Here is a 21,661-nt window from a genome sequence, read left to right as displayed (position 1 = left end):
CTCCACCAAGCGCCAACTCTACGACTGAAACTGACTGAATAACCAAGTGTAAGTTTCCAGTTGATTTTCTCGACGAGTACGTTGCAGTGCTTTCTCTAATAAAGAAATTGCTAAACCAGGCAAAACTTGAGACTGGTTAATTCTTTTGCTACCTCCATTAGCAATAGCAAAAGCAATAACTTCTAGCTTCTGTACCTCAACTATCCAATATTCAGCAACATTCATGGCTTCATACAGCAAACGCTTTTCCCCTTTATCATCAGAAAGGGAAGTATTGGCAACTTCTATAACTAAATTTTGTGGAGGATAAATATCTAAGTCAACAATAGATGCTTCCCAAGAAACTACATCTGCATTTTCTCTAAAATAAAAGGAAGCCTCTGGTTGAGCTGCTCGAAGTCCTGTTTTGCGATAAATACATTCATTTCTGCCATCTACCTTAATCTTTATTTGCCATTGCAAATAAGTTAACTATGGTAGTAATAACTATATGGTCTTTACTTTGCTTGTTTGCTGGTGGCATTTCGATTCTAAATTGTCCGTTGTGGTAATAACTTTTGGCTTTTTCGTAACTAGGATCGTCAATAGTTTGGATATATTCTTGCCAGGTTGCTGTTATCCAAGTATCTGTGGGTATCTGTATTTGGGTTTTTTTCATTAGTTTTTCAGTTATCAGTACACTTCATTATTATTGAAATTAATAAATATTGTAGCACTTTATTTAATATCGCCCCTAAGTTCAACTATACTCAGGTTTAGTTGCTGTAATAAAAACCATGCGATCGCTTTCCTATTTCCTAAAAAGCGATCGCCATCAAACTAAAAAATTTCTCTAGATATAAAGACGACTATCCACCCAGTCATAATCATCTTCAACTAACCACAGATTTCTCTACAATATCTGTGACAAAAACTTCCGGGTACGTTCTTCTTTGGGATTTTGGAAAAATTCATCTGGAGTCGCTTCTTCTACCAATAACCCATCCGCCATCAACACTATTCTATCTGCTACCTCCCGTGCAAACCCTACCTCGTGAGTCACCACTACCATCGTCATTCCTGAATCTTCTGCTAAACCCCGCATCACATCCAAAACTTCCCGTACCATCTCCGGGTCTAATGCTGAAGTCGGTTCATCAAATAACATAATTTTGGGCTGCATTGCTAAAGCACGAGCGATCGCTACCCTTTGTTGTTGACCTCCGGAAAGTTGACCAGGGAATTTTTTCGCTTGTTCCAAAATACCTACTCTTTCCAAAAGTTGCATTGCCACTTCTTCGGCCTTAGCTTTCGGCCATCGACGTACCCAAATGGGAGCGAGGGTAACATTTTGCAAAACTGTGAGATGAGGAAACAAATTAAACTGTTGAAATACCATCCCCACTTCCCGTCGAATAGTCTCAATATTTTTCAAATCGTAGGATAAGTTAATACCATCAATAATAATGCTACCTTTTTGAAATTCTTCTAGAGCATTAAAGGTACGGATAAAAGTTGATTTACCAGAGCCACTCGGACCCATAATTACTACTACTTCTCCACGTTTAACTGTGAGACTTACTCCACGGAGAACATGAAAATTATTGCTATACCATTTATGAACATCTGTAGCAATAATTCCGATATTAGCATCTATTAGTGTATCAGTTTTTTCTGTTTTTATTTGTGTCATTTTCTTATTTAGGGAACACTTAACTGGGAACAGGGAATAGCTATTAATATTAAAAGGTTATAATATTTTGTAGCCACCCTAACTAGAAAATTATTCTTTCTACTCTATCATTTTTCATATTAACTTTTGGTAATTATTATACTTCATAGTTAAATTCTATTTGGCTCTGCTTAATTACTTCTTCCAATATATTACTTAAATATCCTATTTCTACATTCTGGTAAAAACGTTCTATGATGGTTGGCAAATTGATGATTTCTTCTATGCAGTTCATATATTTCTCAACTATTAGATTTACAGAGTATTGCTTTTGTGAATTTTTTCTAATTTTTTCAAGTAATTTATCCTTACTTTCCGTAGACTTAATGAAATATAGGGATCTTTTTCTATTTTATCAATATCTAAAAAGGACTTTTTGAAATCCGTTGTTTCTGTAACTTGAAAAAATCTACCTAATGACTTCATTACAAAATCTACGCCCCCATCATTGGCATTAGTTCGCCCTGTTTTGTATAATTTCAAGTTTTCTTGTTGTATATCTTGTAGATCAAAACCAAAAAATACAGTCTGTTTATAGTAATAATATTTCAAAATGCTATAGCTAACAATTTCAAACAATCTTGCATCTATATTTGGTTGTAGAAGTTTAACAATAAAATCAACAGCTTCATTGGGATTTACTTCTGTTAATTGACTTATTGGCTGGCAAGATTTAATGAAGTCTTCAAAAGCATTTGTTTTTGTAGAAATATACATCTCAATTATTTCAATAATGATTTTAGCTAGATTATAAGTTTGTTCTTCAATTATACAAAATAGTAGATTTTCATTGAACCAATATCTATTGTTTGAAGTCTCTCTAATAACTGGAACATAATCACAAGTTGGGAAATATTTTTTAAACTCTTGGTTTAGTCTATGGTTTAAGGCATGATTTTGTAATTTTTGACCAAAAGGTAATTTCCTTTGTCTGCATAAAAGTTGAGAATATTTGCTACCTTCATAGGAAATATATTTACCATTGTCGTCAAAACCCTTTTGCAGATAATCTTCAACTAAGACATAAATAGCATATAGGTTTCCAAAAGAACTTCTAGCTTTTGAGCCTCGATTAGCAGCTCTAGTTTTCAGGTTAATATATTGTAAAATAGGAGAAATTGAGTATATTAATTCTGATTTATTTCCATAAGTATCTTTCAAAGCATTCTTGATTACTTTTGTAAATTCATGTTCCATTTAATCACCTATATTTAGGTTTAAAGTTAATTGAATATCTCGACCGTTTAAAATAGCATGATTACTTTGATTTACGGTTCCCGATAAATCAGAAACAAAATTCAATCTTTCTAATCCTAATTTTACATATTCTTCTTCTATTTCTATACTGATAGATTTCCTTCCCAATCTTTGAGCAACTACAGAAGTGGTAAAAGTTCCAGCAAATAAATCTAGAATCACATCGTCAGGATGACTACTTGCTTTAATAATTCTTTCTAATAAAGCTTCTGGTTTTTGAGTTGGATGATTTCTATACTCAGCCATTTTATATCTCACTCTAGGAAAATACCACACATTTCCCGGCACTTTTTGAGAATTATAAACTGTTGGATTTTGTTGGCGATAATCAATCAATTTACGCACTGCACCTGTTTTAGCTTCAACCTTTATTTCTTCAGAGTTAAAGGTGTAATTATTTTTATCTTTTACTCCAAATAAAATTGGTTCATATAAAGAACCAAAATATTTTTTTGCCTGAACTCCCGAACTATCATAATACCAAATAATTCGGGAAAGAATAGTAATTTTATCTCTTAAGTAAATATCTATATACGGCATATATTGTGTTGCTGCCATAATATAAATACTACCTGTTTTTTTTAATTTCCTCATACATAAATCTAGCCATTGATAACACCATTTTATATACTCATCATCAGAATCCCATTTTTTTTGTTTGCCATTAAATTTTTTACCAATATTATAGGGAGGGTCAGCAAATATTAGGTCAATACTATTGTCTTCTACACAATCATCCAAAACAGAAATTATATCTCCCAAAATAATTTTATGTTCTGCAAATTTTCTAACTTTCATTTCACTTTTACAAAATAGTTTTTTTCACAAATAACTTAGAGTGTAAGCATTCAGCTATCAGTAATAAAAACATCAACTTTAAGGAGGATATTTAAACGAATATATGCTAGAAAACATAATTTTATACTTAGAAAAATTTCTGATTTATCAGCAACCGTATCATAAAGCTTTTAGTTTGAGATAAAAGCAATAGCTGACTGCTGAATCCTGACCTTAGAGTTAGTATACTATTTTCAAATGAGATGTAAATCTAGATTGAATTTTTTTCATAAAAATTATTGTTTTGAGTACCTACTAATTATTATGAAAATCTAGTATTTCATGTTTTTTTGTCTTCTTTACTGTTCCCTATTCCCTAATTAATGAGTAGTATTTAACTTTTTCTCTAACTGCCGACTACCGACTGACATAGCATAACAAATAATCCAAAAAAGTACACCATCAAATAAATAAACTTCTGCATAATCTCCTAAAAATTGAGGTTGAGCTAAAACCGAACGACTAATACCTAACAATTCTACTAATCCGACAATTGATAATAAAGTTGTATCTTGAAATAGACTAATAAATTGACCAACAATTGATGGAATAGCTACTTTTAAAGCTTGAGGTAAAACAATTAATCCCACACTCAATGGAGTATTTAAACCTAATGCTTTTGCCGCTTCACTTTGACCTCTAGGTACAGCTTGTAAACCACCCCTAATATTTTCTGCTAAATAAGCGGAACTAAACAAAGTTAATCCTAAAATTGCTCGTAAAATTCTATCGGGTCTCATTCCATCTGGCAAGAATAGAGGAATCATTATTTGCCCCATAAACAGAATTGAAATTAAAGGTAATCCCCTAATAATTTCAATATAACCAATAGAAAATATTCTAATTACTGGCAATTTGCTTTGTCTACCTAAAGCCAATAAAACTCCTAATGGAAAAGATAATAAAATGCTAACTACAGAAGTTAATATAGTTAGCATTAAACCACCCCAGTCATTTGTAGATACAGATTTTAATCCTAATCCACCTCCAATTAACCAGAGAATTAATATTAAAGCAATAAACCAAGCCAAGGATAAATATTTACCTAAGTTATTATTTTTTCTGCCTAATTGTTTGCCTATCCAGGCAGCAACAATAAGTAAAATTACCATTCCCACTAGCAATATTTTAAATGGTATATCTACAGGGATTAATAATAGAATAGCGGGTAAAAAGGCGATAAAAATTAATATTGGTAATGTAAATAATGTAGTTGCTTTTCTGGCAATAATTCCCCAAGAAAAACCAGAGAAACTAGAAATTATGCCAACTATTACCCAGATTCGCCAATATTGATCTCTGGGATATCTACCTACCATTAATAATGGTAAGTTAGTATCAATTACTTGCCATTCTGCTTGAGTTGTTGCCCAGGAAATAAAGTTAGTTATTGCCGAAATAATTACGCTGAATAATATTAAAGTGATTAAGGTATTGTACCAAGAACTAAAAAAATTTTTTCTCAGCCATTCTAGAGAATTAGTTTCGGCAAATGGTGGAGCTGAAGATTTAGTTGTATTTATTATTTTCATATTATAGAAGTAAGAAGGAAGAAGGAAGAAGTAAATAAATGTTCAAAAAAAAAGGAAAAAATGTATAGATACAGTAGATTCTCAGTACATGAAATATAGTTCTTAAGAATTAGGAATTACTGATTAAATCTCAAAGCACTATTCAATAAAATTTTTAGCCTTTTTATAATTGAAAAAAGTGTGCCTGTTTCAATTAACTTACCCTCAAAAATTGATAATTTTGGGATAATACGAGACAGAAAAAATTAGGAAAAATTATTCGTTCTACTTGACTCTGTTTTCCCCTCCTGGGAGGGGTTAGGGGTGGGCTTCAAAGCTCTCACTCTCCCTACATTTTGTTTTTTTTAGTAAACCCTAATTAGGGGGGCTTATCTAACTAAATGTATGTGAAAAGCTCGTTAACTTAACTGAGAAACCCGCCCCTAGGATTGTTAACTTTAACTTCTATGATAAGAAGATTTGGCATTGGTGTTTTTGGCTATGATTGTGAATTGTTTATTAATACTCATCGGCTAACTCTTAACAGAAAAGTTATTATATATTTAGCTAAGTTTAACTTTCATAGCTTGATTCACCAACCCCGAAGATTTTTTAGTTTATCAACTCAGCCTCAAACTTTAGTTTCAAGAGAATAAAAAAAGAATATTCTGTATTTTCAAGCCTCCTAGTTCGTTCAGTAGGAGGTACTAATAACTGATATTATCTTTCTCTTAATTGAACAGTTTTATTCAAGAAATTCATAGACAATGAAATTATCAAATTGATGGTAAGATAAACTACCATTAAAATGATAAATACTTCTATTGGACGACCTGATTGATTATAAGTAGTATTCGCCACAGCATACAAATCTGGATAACCAATAGCTATTGCTAAACTAGAATTTTTTGCTAAGTTCATATATTGACTATTTAATGGTGGAATCATCACTCGTAATGCTTGAGGAAAAATCACCAATCTCATTACTAAACCAGACTTTAATCCTAAAGACCTCGCTGCTTCCCATTGCCCTTTCGGTACTGCTTGAATACCAGAACGAACAATTTCGGCAATAAAAGCTCCTGTATAAAATACCAATCCTACCAATAAAGCTGAAAGTTCTAAAGTTAAATTTAATCCCCCTTCTGTTCCTCCAGCATTTGTTACTCTAGGTGCTTGCCAACCTAATCCAAATATAATAATAAATATGGCAATAATTCCCATACTAATTAAAGCTATATTTTGTGGTTGACCAGACGCTGCTTTTTCTGTCATTAATTTATTCCGCCATTGCCAAATAAAAATTGCAGCGATCGCTCCTATAACTAAAACTATTAACCATAACCAAACATTCAAATTATTTTCCGGCCAAGGAATAGCAATTCCTCGTTTACTCATAAATATCGGTCCGGGTAATTCTAATTTTTCTTGTGGTCTTGGCAAAGTGAAAAAAACCGCAAAATACCAGAAAAATAACTGCAATAATAAAGGAGTATTTCTGACAACTTCCACATAAATTAGATTCAAATTTCGGAGTAACCAATTCTCAGAAAAACTAGCAATTCCTGCTAATATTCCCACTATTGTGGTGAAGAAAATTCCTAAAATCATGACTCGCAGAGAATTAACTAAACCTGCTAATAAAACTTGATTATAAGGGTCTTTCGGTGCGTAAGGAATCAAACTTTCACTAATACTAAATCCTGCTTCATTATTTAGGAAACTAAAGCCAAACTTTGTACCTTGTTGTGCTAAATTACGGCTGAGGTTGCTAATCATTATAGCTGCTACCCCAACCAAAATTACTATGACAAGAACTTGCAGGGCAATACGCCAAAATCTCTCATCTCGCCATAGAGGAATTTTTTGATTTTTCTCGTGAATCATTTTTTTTAGAGAGTAGGGAATAATTAATAATGGATAATTAATAATTAATAATTAGAACTTGCTGAAAAAGTCTTTTTAAGAAGATAGGGGGATTGGCGATGGGGGGTATTTTTTGAGATCAACTCTTCCCCAAAATACGCTCCTTTTTGATTTTTCGGGAACCGTAACAGAGCTATCCAAAAAGTTGCATTTTCTCAGAACCTAAAAATACTAAAAATTTTATCTGTCATATTTTTCAGATTTCCATACGCAAAGCCTAATTAATAATGGATAATTAATAATTAATAATGAGTGGATAATTCCAAGATATAGTAGCTCTATTTTATTTGTGTTATGAATCTTGCCAGCTAACCTATTTAGAGATTGTCATAGTTTTCGTTATCAATTATCCATTATGAATTTTGTAGAGACTAGATAAATGAAACTAAATTTTTTCAAGATTTGGGAAATTAAATCATAGATTTTTTCCCAAATCTCTGCTATTATAAAGTTATGGTCAAGTTAGCACTAATTTATAGAATTGTCGAATCAATCCAAAAATGCTAAAATACTGATGGCTGTTTGCGGAGCATTCCGTCAAGAAATATTAAAAGCTAATAGCTAATTAACGGAAAGGAGGAGAATAAAGTAATCCACCCTTAGTCCATAAATCATTCATACCACGAGGTAACTTAAATTGAGATTCTTCTCCTAAACTACGACTGTAAACTTCACTGTAGTTACCAACATTCTTAATTACTCTGTAGGCAAAATCATTACTTAAACCTAAACCTTTACCCAGGTCTCCCTCGACTCCTAAAAAGCGTCTGATTGTAGGGTCCTCAGAATTTGCTTTTAAGTCATCTACATTTGCTTGAGTAATACCTAACTCTTCTGCTTCTATCAAAGCATAAGTCACCCATTTAACCACATCAAACCAACCAGAATCATTATTTATCGTTACTGGACCTAGAGGTTCTTTGGACATAGTAACACCCAAAATTATATGCTCTTCTGGATTTGGTAGGGTACTACGGCGACCTAATAATTGAGATTTATCAGAGGTCATCCCATCACAACGTCCCTCTGCATAAGCAGCATAAGCAGGGTCTGCTTGTTGAAAAGTTAATGTTTCTGCTTCGACATTTATTTCCCGAAGATTATCTGTTAAGTTTAATTCTGTAGTTGTCCCAGCTTCAACACAAATTGATTTCCCTTGGAAACCTTCTAAATTTTCAATCCCACTATCAGCACGAACCATCATTCCTTGGCCATCATAGAATGTAGTAGGAGCAAATTCTAGGCCAACACTGGTATCTCGACTAATAGTCCAGGTTGTGTTTCGAGATAGCATATCTACTTCTCCACCGCTAACAGCTGTAAAACGCTCTGTTGAGTCTAAGTTGCGGTATTCCACAGCATTTGGATCGTCAAATAAAGCAGCAGCAACCGCTTTACAAACATCTACGTCTATTCCTGAGTATTCACCGTTCTGGTCCACAAAACTGAATCCAGGAATACCACCATCTACACCACAGATTAATTTACCGCGACTTTTGACAGTATCTAAACGACTGGTTGTTTCTTGAGTTTCTTGGCTAGATTCTGCTTGGTTTGATGTACTTTCTGTTTCGCAAGCTGTTAGAGGTAGTACCATCAAGATAGCTGCGATTAGAATAGATCCCCATTTCTGCATAGTTTTTTCTTTTTATTAATTTTGAAAAAAGTGATCTACTAAAAATTAGCATAGTCTTAAGCTAGAACTTCTCAAGCAAAAACTTTTTTTCTTCTCTATCTAAATAGTTTAGATTTTCGATTTTAATTTTAAATTTAGACCTAATAGTAAAAAATACTAATTCACTGTTTTGCATTTAAACAGCTTAATCTGTTCCATCCCAAAAGGACAGAAGTCATAACTTCTGAGTTGCTAAGACCCATTTAATCTGTTTCTTAGGTCAGTAAAGGTTCACTTCCCAACCGTTCCTCAGCTAAATCCCTAATTAGGGATAACCGAGATTCGATATATTCATTAATTACATCTGCTTCCCTACCATTTAGGGTACTTTTTCTTTTCAACTGTTTGACTAACCACTGAACTAAGGTGGCATCATCCAGTGATACTAATGTTGTAGCTTGAGAGCTTTCTACTACAGACCAAAGTTGACGTAACATTGTGGGAGTCATAAGAATCTCCATGATAAGTTTTATATCCGTCTTTATTTAGAGGATTATTCAAGAATGATAATTAGGACGTATCCTTAGACACATATTTTCCTAATTTTTAGTTTTCTTAACCATTCTTTTATATTTATCAATCAATAATAACTTAAACCTGCTAATACAAGGGGAACTTACACATAATAAGTTACAATCATTACGAATATCTTTACAAATTGATGTGTTTCTTTACTTAGAGTTTACTGAAAAAGTTTTTTAGTAGTGGGGAGGAGCCAGAATCCAGCAATGCTGAAATCCAGGAGGAATGGCAGTTATAAAGGAATTAGCTGGAATAATTGTCTCTTAATTTTTCTGTCCTACTAAACTTTTTCTCCTAACTTTTTTCACCTTTTTGACCTAAAAGCTGATACTTTTTCCAGGCATAAAATTGCTAAAAACTTTATCTGTCAATGGTTTCATATTTCCATACGCTAACCCTACTTAGGGTTTGCTGAAAAAGTCTTGTTGTGAAGGTAGGGAGTAGGGAGTAGTGAAGAGTTAAGCAGAATAGGGATTTATAGAGGAAGTAGTGATAAAAATTGTGAAAGACTTTAATATTTAATCAGCAAGTCCTAATTAGGGTTTGCTTTTTCAGCAAACTATAGCGTGGGGAGTGGGGAAAGTGGAGAAGACAGAAAAAGTAGGGGAAAATTTCATTGTTCCTTGATTTTTCTGCCATAGTTATACCATTTCTCAAAAAGTTTTCTAGATTTGATTGAGCAGGGGAGTAGGGGAGTAAGGGAGTGGGGGAGAAGTAAACATCAGAAAAATTCACATTAACTTAGCTAAAATTGGCAAAAAATGATTTGGTTTGTGTTAATTATTTGATGACTGAAGTATTCCTCAAGTATAGCAATAATGCATGGGAATTGCTATCACACCAAAATACTCACTTTTTAAGGGTTAAGTGAATTGAAAATTTGGTACTTTTCAAAGACTATAAAAAGGCTAAAATCTTTACTTGTAAATACTTTTAGATTTAATCTGCCTATCAGGTAATTAAGCAGTAGAAATCTTCCTAATTTTTGCACAAAAAAAGTAGTTTTTTATACAAAAAATTAACAAATAATATGATAATAAAAATAATTCTTATTATCAATTATCCATTATTAATTACCAAGCTTGAAAAAATGACGGTTTCAGTGATACTAAATTTAGACACTCTCTAGTCAGAGCTGTAGATACTGAAATAGTTTTTTAGAAGAACTTTATATTGTCCAGTTAATTATCTATTATCCATTATCCATTATTAATTATCCTCTTGTATTCTGTCTAATTCTAAATCAGTAAGATAATCAACACACCAATTAGCCAAACGTTGGAGCATATGAAAAGGATAAGTATGAGCAACTCCAACCACAGACATTCCTGCTCTTTTAGCAGCTTCAATACCTGGAAAAGTATCCTCAATTACTAAACATTCTGAAGGCTGGAGATTAATATCTGGATATTGTTGATTTAAAATATCTACTGCTAATAAATAACCATCAGGTTCTGGTTTACTAGCTTTGACATGATCTCCACCAATTATTACCTGAAAATAATCAGTTAAATTAGCTTTATTTAAAACTAATTCTACTTCATTTTGGATAGAACCAGTAACCACAGCCATTTTCAAATTAGCTTGAGAAACCAGATTGATAAAATCTAGGGTATCTGAATAAATTGGTAACTCTTCAAGACTTTCTAACTGTTTTTGATAAGCTAAAGTTTTGCGTTTAATTAAATGTTCTAAGTATTCTTCTTTCACATATCTACCTCTTTGGATTAAAATATCTTCCAAACAAGTACGATCATTTTTTCCTAAACAAAATTTCTGATATTCTCCTGGTTTAAGCAACAAATTTTCTTCAAGTAGCACTTGCTCTATTAATTTTTCATGCAGAAATTCATCGTTAATAATTACACCATTAAAATCGAATAAAACAGCTTTCAAAGTCATTTCAATTATTAGTTTTTAGGGAGTAGGGAGTAGGGAGTAGGGAGTAGGGAGTAGGGAGTAGGGAGTAGGGAGTAGGGAGTAGAAAATAAGAAAAACAACTCTACCTAAATAATTTAGAACTTAGGCAGCAACCCTAAATATAGTGGTTAAAACTAGGTTGCAATAGTTTTTTTAACTCTACTCCGAAATATGCTGTATTTGTAAACGCTAATTCCTATAATAAGCTGGAGCCGGAAAATTACCACTATCATTATCCCAATTATTTGATAAATTATAATTAACTTCTGGTATAACCCCTGAGTCTTGACCTAACACTGACTTAATCCCACTACTAACCTGATGTACCAACCATATATCCTGGGTTTCTACTAGACCAAATCCCGCAGCACCTAACCAAGCATCGACATTACCTTTAGCATAAGACTTAATATAAGGTTCCTCAAAGATTTCTGTCAGCCACTCAGTTTGTCGTAAAGTTTTTTGGTTGCCATCCAGAATAATAACTTGACCACCTACTGTTAAAAGTCGAAAAACTTCCTTTAAGATATTCTTTGATACCTTTGGTGGAGTTTCATGGAATAATAAAGCTATTGTTACTAAATCAAAGGAAGCATCTGGAAATCCTGTTTTTTCTGCATTATCATGTCGCCACTGAATATTTAACCCTGCTTTTTTGGCTTTAGTTTCAGCACAGATAAGCATATAAGGTGATAAGTCTACACCAGTAACTTCTGCTTGGGGAAATTTCTGTTTCAGCATCAATGTTGTAGAACCTGTGCCACATCCTAAATCTAGTATACGTCTCGGTTTAACTTGAATTGTATCAACCAAAGCTTCCCTCACCCAAGTTTCATTGGGAGGTAAAGCATATTGGGTAATCGGGTCGTAAGTAACTGCTGCATCTATAGTTAGATAACCTCCTTCAATACCGTGGAAATTGCTGGAGGTATAATATTCTGGATAAATCAAAGTAGGATTGGTGAGGCGATCGCTTTCTGCCTCCCAATCTATACTATAGCGGAAATGTTTTATTGCGTCTTGGTCAATCAAAAAGTTATTGACCAATGGTGAAAGAAATTGTTCGTAAATTGTGTCTTTCCTAACTGCCATTAAATTTTTTTGACCATAAATTCTCAGCTTTTAGTATAAAGCTTAATCTTCTTGCTGGCAGAAGTTATCTACAGAACTAAAGCTATGGGAACCCAGAAACCTGGTACTAGCGTAGATGTTTATAATCATAGGACTTACGCAGAGACTCTATATATAGTGTCTACAACTATTGCGGAATAGTTTTTGAACTCTATACATAGTACCTTTGTGTAAGTCTTGTATCAAAAACAATGATTTACTGTAGAAAACGAGTTTCTTTGCGTAAGTCTTGATCTATAAAAATTAAGATATTTTCTTTTGTAAAGCTTGTTTGGCAATTTTAGTCACATAAATAGTTACTGCAACTGTGGCAACTAGACCAACTCCGTAGAGAACCCATTCTATTGTAGTCCGCTCGCGACCTTCTGTACCTAAAGTTGCTAAACTTCCTGCCAAGGAGCCTAGATATACATACATTACTGTAGCTGGCATCATACCAATCCAAGATGCCAAAAAATAGTCTGGTAGAGAAACTTTAGTGACACCAAAAGCGTAGTTTAGCAGGTTAAAGGGAAAAATGGGGGATAAGCGAGTTAGCCCAACTATTTTCCATCCCTCATCAGCAACAGCTTTGTCTATAGCTTGAAATTGTTCATTTCTTTCTATTTGTTGGGAAACCCAACCTCTTGCTAAATATCGACCAACTAAGAAGGCGCAAGTTGCACCGATAGTTGAAGCAATAGAAACATAAATTGAACCAAAAATAGGACCAAATAGTACACCTGCACCAAGGGTTATTAGAGAACCAGGTAGGAAGAAAATTGTAGCCAAAATGTATATAGTAATAAAGGCTATTGGACCCCAATGACCAAGTTCATTAATCCAGTTTAAGGCGTTATTTAATAGTTCTTGAACGTTAAAAAATTTCTGAGCAATAGTTATAAGGGTGGCAACTCCAAACATAATTAATAGTGGTTTAAGTAGTTTGTTGAATTTTGGCTTTTTTGGGGTTTGTTTTAGGTCGTTCATAATATATTAACTCCCTTGAAAAATATCTTAGTTATGATTGAGATTATAATCATTTTGATGACATAAAAACAATAGTTTAAGTTGATTTTAATCAGATTATTATCTGATTTTCAGAATTGTTTTTATTGAAGTAAAGTTGTTTGACTTTTTTTCTATTTCCCAAATTACTATTCTCTACTCCCTAAGTTTCAGATTATTATCTAATTTTGAGAATTGTTTTTATTGAAGTAAAGTTGTTTGACTTTTTTTCTATTTGCCAAATTACTATTCTCTACTCCCTAAGTTTCAGATTATTATCTGATTTTCAGAATTGTGTTTTGACTGAAGTTTTAAAGCTTTATTAATTGAGCTAGATTAATTGGTTTAAGATAACATTTTTATCAATTTACACCAAATTAGAGCTTACTATAACAATCAGAAATCAGATGTGAGAAAAAACTGTAGGGGTTTGGTTTCCAAACCCCTACCATAAAATATTACAAACTCTTGCAAATCACAACTGATTGCTATATAAACCCTAAATCTTATTGATGATAGCTGACAGCTTAAATTTTAGAATAGGAAAAAGTATTAGCTTTTCGGTTGAGAAAGCGGAAAAATTGAGCCTCAATGGAGTAGTATTAGATATGAAAATTAAGCCAATATTCTTCTGACTACCTACTTTGTAATTTTCATTTATCCTGAGTCCTATTCCCGTACTAAAAGATTTTTTCAGTCAACCTTAATTATTAATTGTTAACTATTAATTACTCCCTAACTTTCATAAATTTCTAATGGTAATTGATCTGGGTCTGGAAAAAACGTAAAGCGCTTACCAGTTATTTCATCAATTCTAATATTTTCTACTTCTAGACCTTGAGATTTTAAATAATCAACAGACTCCTCAATATTATCTACTTCTAATGCTAAATGTCTTAGACCACAAGCTTCGGGGCGAGTTAACCTTTTTGGGGGGTCAGGAAAGGAAAATAATTCTATTTGATTATTATCACCTACACGCAAGTCTAATTTATAAGAATTACGGGATTTTCTCCAAGTTTCTTGAATAATTTCACAGCCTAAAATATTCACATAAAAATGCTTTGATTTTTCATAATTAGAGCAAATAATTGCAACGTGATTAAATCTTTTAATTTTCATCATAATAAAAATTATTTGAATAATGAATAATGGATAATTAATAATTGATACAGCGCTTTCCCTTTTTATGAAGTACACTCGCGGGGGTAAAATACCCGCACTACTGGACTGTTTCACCTAAAATAGTGCATTAGGGAGTAGGGAAGAAAAAATTTTTGCCTTTGTTTCGTACCTCAACCCAACCTACGTCTATGTAACACCATTTCTCTATAAATTTGGGCTTAATACAATGCTAAAAATATACATAACCATAAGAAGTTATTTGTGAGAAAAAACTGTAGGGGTTTGGTCTCCAAATCCAACTTTTAAGAGATTTGGAAAGCAAACCCCGTTGGATAAAGTCTTACAAACTATTAATTCTTAATTCTTAACTCTCTTTTGGTTGACAACCTTGGTGATCGCATATCCCTTTAACAATAACTTCATAGCTTTCTGCACGAAGTCCTTGAGGTAATTTATCTAATTTTATATTACTAAAAATTTCCCAATTTATATCAACTATTGCGCCACAGTTTTGACAGCAAAAATGATGATGGGGTTTAATATTAGCATCATAACGAGTTAGTCCTTCTTCTAGTAATACTTCTTTCACTAAACCCACTTCTCTTAATACAGTTAAAGCACTATAAATAGTTGCTTTAGAAGAAATTGGTAACTCGCGGTTCACTTCATTGAGAATGTCTTCAACAGTGGGATGATCTGAACGAGACAGAAGATTAGTATAAACTGCAAATCGCTGAGGAGTAATTCTTAGTCCTTTAGATTGCATTTTTTTCTTAATCTCTGTTTTAGAGTAGTTGTTTTTCATAGTTGTAAAGTTTTTATATATATTTTAAAACAGTTAGTAATTATAACACATATAATTGAAACTTGGCTAATAGTTAATATTTGACTTAAAATGAATAATTACTTCTAAGTTTTGGGAAAGAAACTTCGACATTCAGCAATTAATAATGAACAATTAATAATTAATAATTACCCCTTCTTTAAAGAAGGGTATTGACTAATCACGAATTTTTTTGATTTATGCCCTAGGGGAGGCTTCCAGTAATGAATTGTTGAATGAATAATTATTAACTATCAACTCTTAATTATTAACTATTAATGATTCGGTAACTTTTTATTGTTTCTCAATTTCAAGGGTTGTTTTACCTGCTTGGCAATTAATAACTAAGAGCTGACAGCTAAATACCTATTGCTATTATTTATTACCAAAAAATGAGGGTATGTACCTCCCCTGGTTCGGGGATGAAAAAGCGGTCGTCAGCGGAGCTTCCCGAAGGGTAAGATGGCAATAAAACCTCGCCATCTCTCGACCAAGAGAAATATTTAACTCAGTATTTCAAGCCTCCGACTTTAGTCAAAATTTGACTCTCTACTGATAACTGATAACTGATAACTGAAATGACCTATTCAAAATTTTTAAATTTGATAATTAATTTAAACTCGCTACTTAAAACCTATGCTTGATCAGGATATTTCTTGACATAAAATTTAGACATTAGAGAGAAGTTATGAACTTGCTATTCAATGGTTATTCCGGGAGAGTAAACATATTTAATTACAGACTTTTTCCCCATCCCTCTATTTGCCATCCACAGGATTTCAGGAGTATATTATAGAGGATAGCCTAAAAATATTGCTAATAGCTGACAACTAATAGCTGATTGTTTAAAGGAAATAAATAAAGACAGATTTACCTGATTAGACTAAAAAACGTTATAATTTATTTTAATTAATATAATTTAGGAGGGATTAATGATACTTCAGAACTTCATAACCAAATCTATTTCACGATTTATATTTTTCCTGGGAATAGGTATATTATCACCTGTTTTTACTCCTACTCCTGTTATTGCTGCTGAAAAAATTGTCATTGTTGTTCCAGATATTAATATCAACATTGATATCAAAGAACCAATCGAAATTTATGTGCCAGGTTTTGAAATTAAAATACCTGTAGAATCTATCGAAAATTTTGCCAAAGAAGAAGAATACACAAATGAGTTTATTCTTTATTCAGAATTATTCAAAGATGAAATAGAGGAACTCCAGCAACTTTTAATAAAGCAAAAAAAAGACCTACAACAAGTTTTACAACAGCCTTTTAACTTAAACCCTAGTATTGTAGAAGCTTTCATAGAAGAACCAGCAGGAGAAGAAATATTAAAACGTTTAGGTGAAATTATTCAAACAGGAAAAAATCAAAATGGTAGTTTAGCAATTAAAACAGCCTTTGAATTAACTATTGAAGAACCAGGTGCTATAACAATTATTAATTTGCTGAAAAATTTTCCTGGAGATATTTATATAGAACTTGAAGAAGGTGTTAATTTAGTTCGTCAGTTAACAGAAAGATTTGTAGAACAAAATAGGATTTTAAAAGAACTACAACAACAAGCAAAAAATCTAGAGTCTTCTGGCAATAAACTGAATTTTAATAATTTACTAGATTTAAGAAAGTCAGGCAATACAAGATGGAAAAAAAAATCTTTTACCTTTAGAAATCCAAATCGCGACGATACTTCTCCAGTAGATATTTATATTCCCCATATTGCCGGAAATAAATTAATTCCTGTAGTTATTATTTCTCATGGTTTAGGTTCAGATAGAAATAGTTTTGTCTATCTTGCTGAACATTTAGCATCTTATGGTTTTGCTGTAATAGTACCAGAACATATTGGTTCAAATGCAGAAAAAGTTGAAAAAATATTTGCAGGTTTTAGCAGACCTGTAGATGGAACAGAATTTATTAATCGCCCATTAGATATTAAGTATTTATTAGATGAAATAGAGAAAAAAATAGGCTCTGATTCTAAGTGGCAAGGTAAACTAAATTTACAACAAGTGGGAATATTAGGTCAATCTTTTGGTGGATATACTGCTTTAAGTGCTGCGGGGGCTCCTTTAAGTTTGCAACAACTACGAAAAGATTGCGAAAGTGAAGACTCTAAATTTATCTTAAATTTATCTCTATTATTGCAGTGTCAAGCCATAACTTTACCAGAAGAAACTATCAATAATTTAGGAGATAAACGCATCGCAACAGCAATAGCAATTAACCCTGTGAGTAGTAGTATATTTGGAGAAAAAAGTCAAGGTATTAGTCAGATAAAAATACCAACAATGATTGTTTCTAGCACTGAAGATATTTTTGCCCCACCAATACCAGAACAAATTTATCCGTTTATCAATTTAACTACTCCAGAAAAATATTTAGTCATAAGTAAACCAGCAACTCATTTTTCATTTATAGCTGAAGAAGAAGAAACTTCTAGTTCTATAGAACTACCAAAAGAATTAATTGGTCCTGATCCGAATTTGACTCATCCCTATCTTCAGGCATTAAGTTTAGCATTTTTTCAGTCTTATCTTCAAAATAAATCTCAATCATTACTATATTTAAGTCAACCTTATCTTGAATATCTTAATCAAGAACCATTCACTTTTAGTTTACTTAAGTTTCTTACAGAAGAGGATATGCAAAAGATAATTGATAGCTTTTCTAAACCAGTTACAGAGAAATAGTTTTCACGTAATTATTGCCCAGGAAATGCTGACATTCTAAATATAGGAAAAAACTTTCTACGTTGGTAAATATGTAATGCTTTATGTCTGAATCACATACCATTAAAATACATTTTTAGACATAGTTATTTAACTTGAAGTTGATATACTTTAGGAATATGAGATTAAAAAGTTTTGATGCCTACACTTGTGGGAAGGTTCAGATTTTGTTGCCTACGAAAAATGTTTTTTTATGACGAAAATCTTAGCATTTAGGATAGTGCATTTATTATGAAGTTTGACAACAATTTCATTTTATATAATTAGATATTTATCCACGCTATAAATATTCATAGTTACGAAAACTATTATCTATATAATTAGAGAGGTAAAATTAACTTATAAATTTCTTGTTTCAATCAAGCTGGGTTGATTTATAAATGTTTTAATTAAACAATTACTGCATAATATTTGACTTAATACCCCTAAATTCAGGCTAGAAGTAGGAGTTTTTGAAGCTGGAGAAAAATAAATATCTATTTGTCTAACTTCTCCAGGAACTTTTCGATTAATTCTGACTTTACCAACAGGGTGAAACTCATTCTTTCGAGGTATTGTTTAGCAAATTGGTCGTCGGTCGTCTGGTCATTTAATTTTATGTTGATGTTTGCTAGTTAAAATTATCAATAAATAGTCAGGATTGGGAAAACTTTTCTTTCCCTAATTAGAAATATATAATTAATTTATACTCAATTTTCCCATTCAAATTTTACAAGCTATTTAGGATTGCTATAATAACCCTAAGTAACTAAAAAAATAGAAATCAACTCTGAAACTCCCACCTGTTGCTTTTTATCTGTTCGTTAAAAGCAACTAAAATTTTGACACAAATCAAATAGGATTGCTATATATATTTATAATAGAGAAAAAATTTTATTTTTATTCCTTAATTTTATGAATCAACCACAACTAACTATCAACCACAATAACAAAATTTTGTGTGAAATAATCCATCAACACATTTCTAAATCTCAAAAAAAACAAATTACTTTTGCTGAATATATGGATTTAGTTTTATATCATCCCCAACATGGTTATTATGGAACCGATCCTGTCAATATTGGCAAACAAGGAGACTTTTTAACTTCTCCTCATTGGGGTAGTGACTTTGGAGAATTATTAGCAGAACAATTTCTCCAAATGTGGCATATTCTCCAAAAACCTAATCATTTTACTCTGGTAGAAATGGGTGCTGGTCAAGGAATTTTAGCGGAGCAAATTTTAGGTTATCTCCAAAAAACACATTGGGATTTTTTCCCAACAATTAAATATCTGATTATTGAAAAATCGGAAGTTTTAAAAGCAGAACAAAAACAACGACTAAATTCATATCAAGTGCAGTGGAGTGACTGGAATGAAATTTCCGATAATTCTATTACCGGATGTTTCTTTTCTAATGAGTTGGTAGATGCTTTTCCAGTGCATAAATTTATGATAGAAAATCAGAAAATTCGAGAAATTTATGTCACCTCCGACTCCCAGGAAAAATTTGTAGAAATAACCGATAAAGTTTCCACTCCTAAGATTGCTGAATATTTTAAATTAGTCGATATAGATTTACTTTCATTTCCTAATATTGATGGTTATCAAAGTGAAGTAAATTTAGAAGCTTTAGATTGGATAAAATTTGTTAGTGATAAGTTGCTGAAAGGTTATTTATTAACTATTGATTATGGTTATCAAGCACCACGTTATTATAATCCCATGAGAAGAGAAGGAACTCTACAATGTTATTATCAACATCACCGAAATAATAATCCTTATTGGAATATTGGGCGACAAGATATTACTGCTCATGTTGATTTTACAGCTTTGGAAAAACAGGGAAATTTGTGTGGATTAGAAAATATTGGTTTTACTCAACAGGGTTTATTTTTAATGGCGTTAGGTTTGGGAGATAGATTAAATGAATTATCAAATAATCAAGAATTTTCTATTGAAGAAGTTTTCCGATGTAGGGAGGTATTACATTCATTAATAGACCCAACAGGGTTAGGAAATTTTGGAGTATTAGTGCAGAGTAAAGGTTTAACTGAAGAAGAAAAGAAGCAGACTTTAAAAGGGTTGAGTATGCCTCCGATAGGATAAATTTAAGAAGTTAAATATCCTCAAAAGTTATTTTTGGCGATCATCGGATTGAGTATTAATTTTATTCGTCGTCTAAGAATAAAGACTCTAAATTACGATATCCACTAACGTAAGCATTCAGCTGTCAGCTATAAGCCATCAGAAGAGTGCTTCTAGTTTTTGATATAAGCTTTATTATACGGTTCCCGAAAAATCAGAAACTTTATTTTACTATAAAAAAAAGCCAGTTTTCAAGTCTATATTAATTTTAATATTCTCCTTGAGCTTAAGATTTCTTTTGCTGATAGCTGAATGCTTACCCACTAACTATCTTCACAATTTATATTTCAACTTCAGTTACTTGATAAAAAATAATATAACCATCTAAAGGTAAACCTCTGAAATTAGGCATAATTTGACCATAACTCCGCCCTATCCTAGGAAAGTTAATTACGTTTTTACACTGATCATCAAAACGTTTAACAAAACGTTCACCTTAAAGTTGCTAAAACAATCAGAAATCTTATCTAAGTCACGAATAGCTGCTTGAAATAAACTATATTTATTCACCTTAATTTTCCTCTCGCAACCGCTGAAATTTTTCTTTTAATTGTGCAATAACAATTTCTCCATCAACTTTTTCACCCCTTTCTAATTGTTTTAAACCTACTTTAACCTGAGCGCGAGTTTCATCAAGCCATTGTTGATAATCTTGTTCTTGTTTTTCTAATAGTATTAAAGCTGCATCTATTGCCTATTGAATATTGGTATATTTTCCCTTAGAAATTTGGGATTGAATAAATTTTTCTTGTTCGGATCTTAAGATAATATTCATCATTCAATTTAATAAATAAACTATATTTAATTATATCCTTTATTCAGGATTTATCTTACAAAAATTCGATTTGGGAACTAAACTCCTACAATAACATATACCTAAATTACTATTATTTAAAACTCTAAGTAATAATCTGAGTCTGATAATTTATATATCCGAATATAGTCTTTACCATATTCTTCTAACGTTTGACTTGTGACTGGTTGAAATATTTCTAAAACTTCTTTTTTTTGTAGTTTTCCTTTTATCTAATGACCTAAAATTTTTAAGTCATCTCTTGACCTCAGATTTTTATAATAATCGCCTGGAGTTCGACAGGGAAATACTAAACCATCATCAGTGTAGGCAATAAAATCTCCTTGAGGATAAATAGGATTTCTAGTTGTTGCTATATCGACAAGAATTTCTACTTCAAACCAGTCTCTAAGAATCACAATACCTGTTTTTCTATTCCATCTTCCTTCTTTGCCAAAAAAAGCATTTAATTTGGAACGTTGTTGGTTATCAACTCTAGCTAAAGATATATCTAAATAAGGAACCGTAGAATTAATAACTGGTTTTGTTTTTGCTTTCTTAACAGAAACTTTTTT

Annotated in this window: 18 protein-coding genes and 1 pseudogene; 2 read left to right on the top strand and 17 right to left on the bottom strand. The window is 32.0% G+C overall.

The window, feature by feature from the left end:
* Nucleotides 1-18: 18 nt before the first annotated feature.
* The 15 genes from VKJ25_RS17995 to VKJ25_RS17925 form a co-directional block, all read right to left on the bottom strand.
* A complete protein-coding gene (locus VKJ25_RS17995) occupies nt 19-462 on the bottom strand; it encodes a Uma2 family endonuclease (RefSeq protein ID WP_324238017.1) in 444 nt (147 codons plus the stop codon).
* Nucleotides 440-658, bottom strand: a complete 219-nt coding sequence (locus VKJ25_RS17990; RefSeq protein ID WP_324238016.1) for a hypothetical protein — start codon at nt 656-658, stop codon at nt 440-442. The genes VKJ25_RS17995 and VKJ25_RS17990 overlap by 23 nt, the downstream gene beginning before the upstream one ends.
* Nucleotides 659-892: 234 nt before the next feature.
* Nucleotides 893-1,672 carry an amino acid ABC transporter ATP-binding protein gene (locus VKJ25_RS17985; protein WP_324238015.1) on the bottom strand — a complete coding sequence of 260 codons (780 nt, stop codon included), beginning with the start codon at nt 1,670-1,672 and terminating at the stop codon, nt 893-895.
* Between the two features lie 136 nt (nt 1,673-1,808).
* On the bottom strand, nt 1,809-1,946 hold the full coding sequence (locus tag VKJ25_RS17980; RefSeq protein WP_324238014.1) for a hypothetical protein: 138 nt from the start codon (nt 1,944-1,946) through the stop codon (nt 1,809-1,811).
* Between the two features lie 20 nt (nt 1,947-1,966).
* Nucleotides 1,967-2,908: a restriction endonuclease gene (locus VKJ25_RS17975; protein ID WP_324238013.1), complete on the bottom strand. Its 942-nt coding sequence runs from the start codon at nt 2,906-2,908 to the stop codon at nt 1,967-1,969.
* Nucleotides 2,909-3,766 carry an adenine-specific DNA-methyltransferase gene (gene yhdJ / locus VKJ25_RS17970; protein ID WP_324238012.1) on the bottom strand — a complete coding sequence of 286 codons (858 nt, stop codon included), beginning with the start codon at nt 3,764-3,766 and terminating at the stop codon, nt 2,909-2,911.
* A gap of 359 nt (nt 3,767-4,125) precedes the next feature.
* A complete protein-coding gene (locus tag VKJ25_RS17965; protein ID WP_324238011.1) occupies nt 4,126-5,337 on the bottom strand; it encodes an amino acid ABC transporter permease in 1,212 nt (403 codons plus the stop codon).
* Between the two features lie 699 nt (nt 5,338-6,036).
* Nucleotides 6,037-7,203, bottom strand: coding sequence for an amino acid ABC transporter permease (locus tag VKJ25_RS17960; RefSeq protein ID WP_324238010.1), 1,167 nt, complete (start codon nt 7,201-7,203; stop codon nt 6,037-6,039).
* A 604-nt stretch (nt 7,204-7,807) separates the two neighbouring features.
* Nucleotides 7,808-8,878, bottom strand: coding sequence for an amino acid ABC transporter substrate-binding protein (locus VKJ25_RS17955; RefSeq protein WP_324238009.1), 1,071 nt, complete (start codon nt 8,876-8,878; stop codon nt 7,808-7,810).
* Nucleotides 8,879-9,132: 254 nt separating this feature from the next.
* The gene (locus VKJ25_RS17950) at nt 9,133-9,366 is read right to left on the bottom strand and encodes a hypothetical protein (RefSeq protein ID WP_324238008.1); all 234 of its coding nucleotides are present in this window, start codon (nt 9,364-9,366) and stop codon (nt 9,133-9,135) included.
* 1,282 nt (nt 9,367-10,648) lie between these two features.
* On the bottom strand, nt 10,649-11,341 hold the full coding sequence (locus tag VKJ25_RS17945) for an HAD family hydrolase (protein WP_324238007.1): 693 nt from the start codon (nt 11,339-11,341) through the stop codon (nt 10,649-10,651).
* 207 nt (nt 11,342-11,548) lie between these two features.
* Nucleotides 11,549-12,451 carry a class I SAM-dependent methyltransferase gene (locus tag VKJ25_RS17940; RefSeq protein WP_324238006.1) on the bottom strand — a complete coding sequence of 301 codons (903 nt, stop codon included), beginning with the start codon at nt 12,449-12,451 and terminating at the stop codon, nt 11,549-11,551.
* Between the two features lie 282 nt (nt 12,452-12,733).
* A complete protein-coding gene (locus tag VKJ25_RS17935; protein ID WP_375340344.1) occupies nt 12,734-13,393 on the bottom strand; it encodes a TVP38/TMEM64 family protein in 660 nt (219 codons plus the stop codon).
* An 819-nt stretch (nt 13,394-14,212) separates the two neighbouring features.
* Complete coding sequence (gene gloA2, locus VKJ25_RS17930; RefSeq protein ID WP_324238004.1) at nt 14,213-14,602, bottom strand: SMU1112c/YaeR family gloxylase I-like metalloprotein; 390 nt, start codon at nt 14,600-14,602, stop codon at nt 14,213-14,215.
* Between the two features lie 364 nt (nt 14,603-14,966).
* Complete coding sequence (locus VKJ25_RS17925; RefSeq protein WP_324238003.1) at nt 14,967-15,368, bottom strand: Fur family transcriptional regulator; 402 nt, start codon at nt 15,366-15,368, stop codon at nt 14,967-14,969.
* A gap of 989 nt (nt 15,369-16,357) precedes the next feature.
* Between VKJ25_RS17925 and VKJ25_RS17920 the strand changes: the two genes are divergently transcribed.
* Both VKJ25_RS17920 and VKJ25_RS17915 read left to right on the top strand, forming a co-directional pair.
* Complete coding sequence (locus VKJ25_RS17920; RefSeq protein ID WP_324238002.1) at nt 16,358-18,127, top strand: alpha/beta hydrolase; 1,770 nt, start codon at nt 16,358-16,360, stop codon at nt 18,125-18,127.
* A gap of 933 nt (nt 18,128-19,060) precedes the next feature.
* Nucleotides 19,061-20,254, top strand: coding sequence for a class I SAM-dependent methyltransferase (locus VKJ25_RS17915; RefSeq protein ID WP_324238001.1), 1,194 nt, complete (start codon nt 19,061-19,063; stop codon nt 20,252-20,254).
* A 319-nt stretch (nt 20,255-20,573) separates the two neighbouring features.
* On the opposite strand, the pseudogene VKJ25_RS24695 reads toward VKJ25_RS17915, so the two are convergent.
* Together VKJ25_RS24695 and VKJ25_RS17910 are read right to left on the bottom strand one after the other, a co-directional pair.
* Nucleotides 20,574-20,714: pseudogene (locus VKJ25_RS24695) on the bottom strand (type II toxin-antitoxin system RelE/ParE family toxin); the annotation flags it as partial.
* A gap of 605 nt (nt 20,715-21,319) precedes the next feature.
* On the bottom strand, nt 21,320-21,661 hold a 342-nt coding region (locus tag VKJ25_RS17910; RefSeq protein WP_324238000.1), incomplete at its 5' end, for a phospholipase D-like domain-containing protein.

The sequence above is a fragment of the Okeania sp. genome, from assembly GCF_035285525.1.
Lineage (GTDB): Bacteria > Cyanobacteriota > Cyanobacteriia > Cyanobacteriales > Microcoleaceae > Trichodesmium.
The sequence above is the reverse complement of the archived record's forward strand: the minus strand, read 5'-3'. Positions and strand labels throughout refer to the sequence as shown.

Excerpts from the sequence above, each read along its gene's own strand:
- VKJ25_RS17935 (WP_375340344.1), bottom strand. The coding sequence starts at position 13,393 with ATGTTTGGAGTTGCCACCCTTATAACTATTGCTCAGAAATTTTTTAAC.
- VKJ25_RS17975 (WP_324238013.1), bottom strand. The coding sequence starts at position 2,908 with ATGGAACATGAATTTACAAAAGTAATCAAGAATGCTTTGAAAGATACT.
- gloA2 (WP_324238004.1), bottom strand. The coding sequence starts at position 14,602 with ATGATGAAAATTAAAAGATTTAATCACGTTGCAATTATTTGCTCTAAT.
- VKJ25_RS17925 (WP_324238003.1), bottom strand. The coding sequence starts at position 15,368 with ATGCAATCTAAAGGACTAAGAATTACTCCTCAGCGATTTGCAGTTTAT.
- VKJ25_RS17965 (WP_324238011.1), bottom strand. The coding sequence starts at position 5,337 with ATGAAAATAATAAATACAACTAAATCTTCAGCTCCACCATTTGCCGAA.
- VKJ25_RS17945 (WP_324238007.1), bottom strand. The coding sequence starts at position 11,341 with ATGACTTTGAAAGCTGTTTTATTCGATTTTAATGGTGTAATTATTAAC.
- yhdJ (WP_324238012.1), bottom strand. The coding sequence starts at position 3,766 with ATGAAAGTTAGAAAATTTGCAGAACATAAAATTATTTTGGGAGATATA.
- VKJ25_RS17990 (WP_324238016.1), bottom strand. The coding sequence starts at position 658 with ATGAAAAAAACCCAAATACAGATACCCACAGATACTTGGATAACAGCA.
- VKJ25_RS17940 (WP_324238006.1), bottom strand. The coding sequence starts at position 12,451 with ATGGCAGTTAGGAAAGACACAATTTACGAACAATTTCTTTCACCATTG.
- VKJ25_RS17960 (WP_324238010.1), bottom strand. The coding sequence starts at position 7,203 with ATGATTCACGAGAAAAATCAAAAAATTCCTCTATGGCGAGATGAGAGA.
- VKJ25_RS17920 (WP_324238002.1), top strand. The coding sequence starts at position 16,358 with ATGATACTTCAGAACTTCATAACCAAATCTATTTCACGATTTATATTT.
- VKJ25_RS17980 (WP_324238014.1), bottom strand. The coding sequence starts at position 1,946 with ATGAACTGCATAGAAGAAATCATCAATTTGCCAACCATCATAGAACGT.
- VKJ25_RS17915 (WP_324238001.1), top strand. The coding sequence starts at position 19,061 with ATGAATCAACCACAACTAACTATCAACCACAATAACAAAATTTTGTGT.
- VKJ25_RS17950 (WP_324238008.1), bottom strand. The coding sequence starts at position 9,366 with ATGACTCCCACAATGTTACGTCAACTTTGGTCTGTAGTAGAAAGCTCT.
- VKJ25_RS17985 (WP_324238015.1), bottom strand. The coding sequence starts at position 1,672 with ATGACACAAATAAAAACAGAAAAAACTGATACACTAATAGATGCTAAT.
- VKJ25_RS17955 (WP_324238009.1), bottom strand. The coding sequence starts at position 8,878 with ATGCAGAAATGGGGATCTATTCTAATCGCAGCTATCTTGATGGTACTA.